The 9,095-nt window shown below is 74.3% G+C and carries 5 protein-coding genes and 1 rRNA gene; 5 read left to right on the top strand and 1 reads right to left on the bottom strand.

Annotated elements, in window-relative coordinates; all coding sequences use genetic code 11:
• Window positions 1–76: 76 nt before the first annotated feature.
• The 5 genes from G6556_RS14520 to glgB all read left to right on the top strand — a co-directional run bounded on the left by G6556_RS14520 (window position 77) and on the right by glgB (window position 8,261).
• Window positions 77–2,074 (top strand): alpha-1,4-glucan--maltose-1-phosphate maltosyltransferase, encoded by a 1,998-nt coding sequence (locus tag G6556_RS14520; protein ID WP_166942834.1) that lies wholly within the window; start codon window positions 77–79, stop codon window positions 2,072–2,074.
• A 143-nt stretch (window positions 2,075–2,217) separates the two neighbouring features.
• Window positions 2,218–3,912: a maltose alpha-D-glucosyltransferase gene (gene treS, locus G6556_RS14525; RefSeq protein WP_205693520.1), complete on the top strand. Its 1,695-nt coding sequence runs from the start codon at window positions 2,218–2,220 to the stop codon at window positions 3,910–3,912.
• Window positions 3,909–5,318 carry a phosphotransferase gene (locus G6556_RS14530; RefSeq protein ID WP_166942829.1) on the top strand — a complete coding sequence of 470 codons (1,410 nt, stop codon included), beginning with the start codon at window positions 3,909–3,911 and terminating at the stop codon, window positions 5,316–5,318. Before treS ends, G6556_RS14530 begins: the two co-directional genes overlap by 4 nt.
• A 41-nt stretch (window positions 5,319–5,359) precedes the next feature.
• Complete coding sequence (locus tag G6556_RS14535; protein WP_346774920.1) at window positions 5,360–6,016, top strand: GDSL-type esterase/lipase family protein; 657 nt, start codon at window positions 5,360–5,362, stop codon at window positions 6,014–6,016.
• Window positions 6,017–6,077: 61 nt separating this feature from the next.
• Window positions 6,078–8,261, top strand: a complete 2,184-nt coding sequence (gene glgB / locus G6556_RS14540; protein ID WP_166942832.1) for a 1,4-alpha-glucan branching protein GlgB — start codon at window positions 6,078–6,080, stop codon at window positions 8,259–8,261.
• Between the two features lie 716 nt (window positions 8,262–8,977).
• Here glgB and rrf read toward each other — a convergent pair.
• Window positions 8,978–9,094 (bottom strand): 5S ribosomal RNA (gene rrf, locus G6556_RS14545).
• Window position 9,095: the final 1 nt, after the last annotated feature.

Raw genomic sequence — 9,095 nt, forward strand, 5'->3', positions numbered from 1 at the left:
GAAGGCCGCGAGCCCGGCCCAGGCCGTCGCCGCCGCCGCGGCGGTCGAGGCGGCGGCCCGGCCGGACCACGCACCCATCGGCCGCATCCCGGTCGTGGACGTCTCCCCCGTCGCCGAGGCCGGGCGCTGGCCCGCCAAGGCCACCGTGGGCGAGGCGGTGCCGATCCGCGCCACGGTGTTCCGCGAGGGCCACGACGCGTGCGCCGCCACCGCGGTGCTGGTCGGCCCGGACGGCACCGACCGCGCCCGGGCGACGATGGTCGACATCGCCCCCGGGCTCGACCGGTACGAGGCGCGCCTGGTGCCCGACGAGGCGGGCGCCTGGGGCTTCCGCGTCGAGGGCTGGTCCGACCCGTTCGGCACCTGGACGCACGACGCGCCGCTCAAGGTCGGCGCCGGCGTGGACGTCGAGCTCGTCCTCGAGGAGGGCGCCCGCCTGCTCACCCGCGCCGCCGACCGCACCGCCGACGACGCCGGCGCCGCGATCCCCGAGTCCGACGCCCGGCTGCTCCGCGACGCCGCGACCGCCCTGCGCGACGACAGCCGCCCCGCCGAGGCCCGGCTCGCCGCCGGCCTGTCCACGGAGGTGCGGGCCGCCCTGGCCGCCCACCCGGTGCGCGAGCTCGTGAGCCCGTCGCCCACCTACCCGCTCGTCGTCGACCGCCCGCTGGCGCTCGCCGGCTCCTGGTACGAGATCTTCCCGCGGTCGATCGGCGCCACCTACGACGACGCCACCGGCACCTGGACGACCGGCACGCTGCGCACGGCCGCCGAGGACCTGCCGCGGATCGCCGGGCTCGGGTTCGATGTCGTCTACCTGACGCCGATCCACCCGATCGGCACCACGCACCGCAAGGGCCGCAACAACACCCTGGACGCCAGGCCGGGCGACCCGGGCTCGCCGTACGCGATCGGCTCGCCGGACGGCGGGCACGACGCGATCGACCCGTCGCTCGGCACGTTCGAGGACTTCGACGCGTTCGTCGCCGCGGCCCGGGAGCAGGGCCTGGAGGTGGCCCTCGACCTGGCCCTCCAGTGCTCCCCCGACCACCCGTGGGTCGCCGAGCACCCCGAGTGGTTCACCACCCGGCTCGACGGGACGATCGCCTACGCCGAGAACCCGCCCAAGAAGTACCAGGACATCTACCCGCTGAACTTCGACAACGACCCGGAGGGCATCGCGCGGGAGATCCGCCGCGTCCTGCAGGTCTGGATCGACCACGGCGTCACCGCGTTCCGCGTCGACAACCCGCACACCAAGCCGCTGTCGTTCTGGCAGTGGCTGCTCGCGGACGTCCGCGCGGCGCACCCGGACGTGGTGTTCCTCTCCGAGGCGTTCACCCGTCCGGCGATGATGCTCAACCTGGCGCGCGTCGGGTTCCACCAGTCGTACACGTACTTCACGTGGCGGAACACCAAGGAGGAGGTCGCCGAGTACCTCGCCGAGGTGTCCGGTGAGCAGGGCTCGTGGATGCGGCCGTCGTTCTGGCCGACCACCCACGACATCCTCACGCCGTACATGCAGACCGGCGGGACCGCGGGCTTCGCGGTCCGGGCGGTGCTCGCGGCGCTCGGCTCGCCGACCTGGGGCATCTACTCCGGCTACGAGCTGGTCGAGGACGTGCCGCGGCCCGGCGTCGAGGAGCAGATCGACAACGAGAAGTACGAGTTCAAGCCCCGGGACTGGGCCGCGGCCGAGCCGCTCGGCATCGCCCGGCTGCTGCGCTCGCTCAACGAGATCCGCCGGGCGCACCCCGCGCTGCGCCAGCTGCGCAACCTCACCGTGCACCCCACGTCGGACCCGTCGCTGGTCGCGTTCTCCCGGCACCTGCCGGCGCACCTGTCGCCGACCGGGGCCGACGACACGGTCCTGGTCGTGGTGAACCTCGACCCCCGGTCGGCGCACGACGGCGTGGTCGACCTCGACCTCGCGGCGCTCGGGCTCGACCCGGACGCCCGGTTCGTGGCGCACGACGTGCTGTCCCAGGAGGTCTACGCCTGGGACGGCCACCCGTGGGTGCGGCTCGACCCGTACAGCCGGGTCGCGCACGTGATCCGGGTGGAGCGGGTGTGACCCCCGCGGGGACGTCGGGCGGCACGCCGGTGCCGTCCGCGACGGGGGTCGTCCCGACGGTCACGGGCGCGGGCGCGCACGTGCCGCACGGCAGCCCTTCCGCCGGGGCCGCCCCGGCCACGGGCGCGATCGCCACCACCGCCCTGCCCGCGCGCCGGCAGCCGCCGGTCCCGGGCGCCGAGCACGGCGGCCTCAGCGACGACCCGGAGTGGTACCGCACCGCGGTGTTCTACGAGGTGATGATCCGGTCGTTCTCCGACTCGGACGGCTCGGGCTCGGGCGACCTCAAGGGCCTGACGGCGCGGCTCGACTACCTGCAGTGGCTCGGCGTCGACTGCCTGTGGCTGCCGCCGTTCTACCCGTCCCCGCTGCGCGACGGCGGGTACGACGTGTCCGACTACACCGCCGTCGCCGCGCAGTACGGCACGCTCGAGGACTTCACCGACCTGGTGGCCGCCGCGCACGAGCGCGGGATGCGCGTCGTCGTGGACCTGGTGATGAACCACTCCTCGGACCAGCACCCGTGGTTCCAGGCGTCCCGGTCCGACCCGGACGGCCCCTACGGCGACTTCTACGTGTGGTCCGACGACAACACGCGGTACCAGGACGCCCGGATCATCTTCGTCGACACCGAGACGTCCAACTGGACGTTCGACCCCGTGCGCCGGCAGTACTTCTGGCACCGGTTCTTCAGCCACCAGCCCGACCTGAACTTCGACAACCCGCGGGTGGTCGAGGCGATGTTCGACGTCGCGCGGTTCTGGCTGCGGGTCGGCGTCGACGGGTTCCGGCTGGACGCGGTCCCCTACCTGTACGAGCGGGACGGGACCAACTGCGAGAACCTCCCGGAGACGCACCGGTTCCTGCGCGACCTGCGCGCGATGATCGACCGGGAGTTCCCCGGCCGGATCATGCTCGCCGAGGCCAACCAGTGGCCCGAGGACGTCGTGCACTACTTCGGCACCGAGGCCGAGCCCGAGTGCCACATGTGCTTCCACTTCCCGGTGATGCCGCGGATCTACTACTCGCTGCGCGACCAGCGGGCGACGTCGATCGTCGACATCCTCGCGGACACCCCGGCGATCCCGGGTGGCGGCCAGTGGAGCACGTTCCTGCGGAACCACGACGAGCTCACGCTCGAGATGGTGTCCACCGAGGAGCGCGCCTCGATGTACGGCTGGTACGCCCCCGACTCCCGGATGCGCGCCAACATCGGCATCCGCCGCCGGCTCGCGCCGCTGCTCGACGACTCCCGCAAGGAGATCGAGCTCGCGCACGCGCTGCTGCTGTCCCTGCCCGGGTCGCCGTGCCTCTACTACGGCGACGAGATCGGCATGGGCGACAACATCTGGCTCGCCGACCGCGACGCCGTGCGCACCCCGATGCAGTGGACGCCCGACCGGAACTCCGGCTTCTCGACGGCCGACCCAGGCAAGCTCTACCTGCCGGTGATCCAGTCGCTCGTGCACCACTACAACAACGTGAACGTCGAGGCGCAGCTCGCGCAGACGACGTCCCTGCTGCACTGGGTGCGCGGCATGCTCATGGTCCGCCGGCAGCACCCGGCGCTCGGCCGCGGGACGTTCGAGGTGGTGCCCGGCGACAACGACGCCGTGCTGTCCTTCCTGCGCCGGGACTCCGGCGAGACCCTGCTGTGCGTCGCGAACCTCGCCTCGACGGCGCGCGCCAGCACCCTGCGGCTGCCCCCGGAGCTCGCCGGGGCCACGCTGCAGGACGTGTTCGGCGGCGCGAAGTTCCCCGACGTCGGCGCGGACGGCACCGCCACCTTCACCCTGGGGTCGCGCGACTTCTACTGGCTGGCGGTGACGACGGCATGACCGACCGACGGGTGGCCCACGAGGACCGGGACGACGCGCTGGCCGCGCTGCTGGCGCCCTGGCTGCCGGGACGGCGCTGGTTCCCGATCAAGGGCGTCGACGCGCGGGTCACCGCGATCGGCGGCCTGACCCTCGCCGACCCGGAGGGCGCCGCCGACGTGCGGCTCCTGCTGCTGCGGGCCGAGGGCGGCGGCACCGGGGCCGTGCTCCAGGTGCCCGTGGTGCTCGGCACCGACGTGGCCGACGGCGACGCCGCGCTGGTCGGGCGGCTGCCCGACGGCACCGCGGTCGTCGACGGCGCGGGGCGGCCCGAGTTCGAGCGCGCCTGGCTGGCCGCCGCGGACCGGCCCGACGGCGCGGCCTCGACCGACGGCGACGGGCTGGGCGCGCTGGGTGCGCCGAAGGTCGTGCCGGGCGAGCAGTCGAACACCTCCGTCATCCTCCCCGGGGCCGGCCCCGACGGCAGCACCGCCATGCTCAAGGTGTTCCGCGGGCTCACCGAGGGCGACAACCCGGACGTCGACGTGCCGCGCGCGTTGGCCGAGGTGGGCTGGACGCACGTGCCGCGGCCGCTCGCCTGGCTGGGCGCGGAGTGGCCCGACGGCGACGGCACCGCGCACGGGCACCTCGGCGTGCTGAGCGCCTTCGTGCCCGGGGCGCACGACGGCTTCGAGCTGGCGTGCGACCTCGCGAAGCGCGGCGAGTCGTTCGGCGACCTCGCCGAGGACCTCGGGGAGGTCATCGGGCAGATGCACCGGGCCCTGGCGCGGGCGCTGCCGGACGACGTGCTGCCGGCGGACGGCGCCGCGGACCCGGGCGCGACGGACGCGGGGTCCTCCGGCGGCCGGCACGCCGCCGACCCCGAGCCCGGCCTGTCCCCCGCCGCCGCCCGGGTCGCCGACGCGCTCGCCGCGCGGTTCGCCTGGGCCAGCGGCATCGTCCCCGAGCTCGAGGGCTTCGGCGACGCGGTGGCCGCGCTCGCCGAGCGCACCCGGCTGCTCGCCGACGTCCCGCACCGGCAGCGCGTGCACGGCGACCTGCACCTCGGGCAGGTCCTGCGCGGCGACGACACCTGGTACGTCCTCGACTTCGAGGGCGAGCCGCTGCTCCCCGTCGCGCAGCGCACCCGGCCCGATCTCGCGCTCCGCGACGCCGCGGGCATGCTGCGGTCCTTCGACTACGCCGCGGCGGTGGGCGGCGCGCCCGCCGCGTGGACCGAGGTGGCGCGCACCGCGTTCCTCGCCGGCTACACGGCCGAGAGCGGCGAGGTCGACCCCGGAACCCGGGCGCACCTGCTGCGGGTGCTCGAGCTCGACAAGGCGCTCTACGAGGCCGTCTACGAGGCGCGCAACCGGCCGGACTGGCTGCCGATCCCGCTCGCGGGGGTGCAGCGGCTGCTGGGCTGAACCCGCGCCGGGGCCGGGGCGCGCCTGGCAGACTGCCGGGCGTGAGCCCCGCGACCCCCGCCGGCCTGCCCGGCGTGCCCGAGCCCGCACCCACGCACGTCCTGCTCGTCGGCGACTCCGTCACCGACTGCGGCCGGCGCGCCGACCCCGAGCACCTGGGCGACGGCTACGTCCGGTTGCTCGCCGAGGGGCCGCTGCGCGGCTGCCGGGTCACCAACCGCGGGGTCGGCGGCGACCGGGCCGTCGACCTGGCGGCGCGGTGGCAGGCCGACGTGCTGGCCGAGCGCCCCGACGTGCTGTCCGTCGCCGTCGGGATCAACGACACCTGGCGGCGCTACGACCGCGGCGTCACGACACCCGCCCAGGCCTTCGAGGCCACGTACCGCGGGCTGCTCGGGTCCGCCCTGGCCGCCGGCGTCCGGCGCCTGGTCCTCGTCGAGCCGTTCGTCGTGCCGGTCACGCCCGAGCAGGAGCGCTGGTGGGACGAGGACCTCGGCGCGAAGGTCGCCGTCGTGCACCGGCTCGCCGCCGAGCACGACGCCGTCCTCGTCCCCGCCGGGACGCACCTGGCCGCCCTCGCGGCCGAGCACGGCGCCGCGGCGCTGGCGGCGGACGGCGTCCACCCGACCCCCGCCGGGCACCGCGCGCTGGCCGACCTGTGGTGGGCCGCGGCGGCCGGCGCCGTCCTGCGCGACTGACGGGCAGGCCCGCGCGCGCGGTCTGGCTGCGCGAACGCCCGGGTGGTGGTTGGGTGGGGTCATGAACCGCCCGGCCGAGACGTCGCCCGTCACCGTCGACCACGACACCCTGCGCGCCGTCGCCTCCGGCACGCACCACGACCCGCACTCCGTGCTGGGCGCCCACCTGACCCCGAGCGGTCTCGTCGTGCGGACCCTGCGCCCGCTCGCCGACGCCGTCGTGGTGGTCACCGCCTCCGGCAGCACCGCGGCCGAGCACGAGCAGGACGGCATCTGGGTCGCCGTGCTGCCCGAGACGCAGGTGGTCGACTACCGGCTCGACGTCACCTACGCCGGGGAGACCCAGCGGGTCGACGACCCCTACCGCTACCTGCCGACGGTCCAGGAGCTCGACCGGCACCTCATCCGCGAGGGCCGGCACGAGCAGCTGTGGACCGTCCTCGGCGCGAACGTGCACCGCTACCCCGGCGCGCTCGGCGACGTCACCGGGACCGCCTTCGCCGTGTGGGCGCCCAACGCGCGCGCCGTGCGGGTCGTCGGCGACTTCAACCACTGGCAGGGCGCCCAGCACGCCATGCGCTCCCTCGGCGACTCCGGCGTCTGGGAGATCTTCGTCCCCGGTGTCGGCGCCGGCACCCGGTACAAGTTCGAGGTCGTCGGCGCCGACGGCTCCTGGCGGCAGAAGGCCGACCCGCTCGCCAAGGGCACCGAGGTCCCGCCGGCCACCGCGTCCGTCGTCGTCGAGTCCGAGTTCACCTGGGGCGACCAGGACTGGATCGACCAGCGCCGCTCGCACGACCCGCACTCCGGGCCCATGAGCATCTACGAGGTGCACCTCGGCTCCTGGCGCCAGGGTCTGTCCTACCGCGAGCTCGCCGAGCAGCTCACCGCGTACGTCCTCGAGATGGGCTTCACGCACGTCGAGCTCCTGCCCGTCTCCGAGCACCCGTTCGGCGGCTCCTGGGGCTACCAGGTCTCGTCGTACTACGCCCCGACCTCGCGGTTCGGCCACCCCGACGACTTCCGGCACCTCGTCGACACCCTGCACCGCGCCGGCATCGGCGTCCTGCTCGACTGGGTGCCCGCGCACTTCCCCAAGGACGAGTGGGCCCTCGCGCGGTTCGACGGCACCCCGCTCTACGAGCACCCCGACCCGCAGCGCGGCGAGCAGCTCGACTGGGGCACCTACGTCTTCAACTTCGGGCGCAACGAGGTGAAGAACTTCCTCGTCGCCAACGCCACCTACTGGCTCGAGGAGTTCCACGCCGACGGCCTGCGCGTCGACGCCGTCGCCTCGATGCTCTACCTCGACTACTCGCGCGAGCCCGGGCAGTGGCAGCCGAACGTGCACGGCGGCCGCGAGAACCTCGAGGCGATCGCGTTCCTCCAGGAGGCGAACGCCACCGCGTACCGGCGCACCCCCGGCGTCATGATGATCGCCGAGGAGTCGACCGCCTGGCCCGGCGTCACGACCCCCACCAGCGGGGGCGGCCTCGGGTTCGGCCTGAAGTGGAACATGGGCTGGATGAACGACACCCTCCGCTACCTCGCGGAGCAGCCCATCAACCGCCGGTACCACCACCACGAGGCGACCTTCTCGCTCGTGTACGCGTTCTCCGAGCAGTTCGTCCTGCCGATCAGCCACGACGAGGTCGTGCACGGCAAGGGCTCCGTCATGCGCAAGATGCCCGGCGACGACTGGCAGCAGCGCGCCGGCGTCCGCGCCCTGCTCGCCTACCAGTGGTCCCACCCCGGCAAGCAGCTCGTCTTCATGGGCACCGAGTTCGCCCAGGGCACCGAGTGGGCCGAGTCCCGGTCCCTCGACTGGTACCTGCTCGACCACGCCCCGCACCGCGGCGTGCAGTCCGCCGTCCGGGACCTCAACCGGTTCTACCGCTCGCACTCCGCGATGTGGGCCCTCGACCACTCCCCCCAGGGGTTCGAGTGGATCGACGCCAACGACGCCGACCGGAACGTCCTCGCGTACCTGCGCCGCGACGACCGCGGCAACGTCGTGGCCGTCGTCGTGAACTTCTCCGGCGTCCCGCACGAGGACTACCGCCTGGCACTCCCCCAGGGTGGCACCTGGATCGAGGCGATCAACACGGACGCCGAGGAGTACGGCGGCTCCGGGGTCGGCAACCTCGGCCAGGTCCAGGCCCGGCCCGAGCCGCACCACGGGCGCGCGTTCTCCGCGACGCTCCGGGTCCCGCCCCTGGGCGTCCTGTACCTCGTCCCGGCCTGACCCGCCCGCTGCGCTGCGCGGCGGCGGTGTCGCGCCGCGAGGGCGGCGTCACGCTCGGACGGTCGTCGTCCGGGCAGGGCGACGTCGCGCGCGGTCGGCGCCGTCGCGTCGCCGCGCAGGCACTGCGTCGTCGCAGGGAGACGGCACAGCCCGGGCGGTGTCGCACCGAGACGGCACAGGCCAGGGCGGTGTCGCACGGACACGGCACAGCCCAGGCGGTGTCACACGGCGACGACACAACCCGACGGCGTCCTGCGGCCCTCCGCGCCCCGGTCGCCCGCGCCAGCGTCGAGCCCGCGGTATCCCCCGCGCCCACGTCCCGGCCCGCGGTCTGACCTCGCCCAGATGGCGACTCTCGGCTGCACGCGACGCGGCGACGCAGCCGAGAGGTGCCATCTCGGCGCGAGCGGTTGCTGCCTGAGGTAGGACCTCACGCGCGCACACGGCGCACCTCCGCGTGATCCAGCCGCGTCGACGCGTGGCCTCTCCCGCCGCAGCGCTGCATCACTGCGCCGAGAGGGCACTAGGTGCTCCCTCAAGCACTCCGGAGGGGACATGAACTACCCGCTCGGAGGGCGGCGTGGGCGCTCTGCCGGCGTGGGCGCTCTGCCGGCGTGGGCGCTCAGCCGGCGTGGGGCACGCGGGGGCTCGGCCCCAGAGAACTACTGGGGAAACAGAAAGAGCCACCCCCGAAGGGGTGGCTCTTCCTGAATGATGTCCGGCGGCGTCCTACTCTCCCACACCCTGGCGAGTGCAGTACCATCGGCGCTGAAGGGCTTAGCTTCCGGGTTCGGAATGGGACCGGGCGTTTCCCCTTCGCTATGACCGCCGTAA

Origin of the sequence: Cellulomonas sp. IC4_254 (assembly GCF_011603975.1) — a bacterium.
Lineage (GTDB): Bacteria > Actinomycetota > Actinomycetes > Actinomycetales > Cellulomonadaceae > Cellulomonas.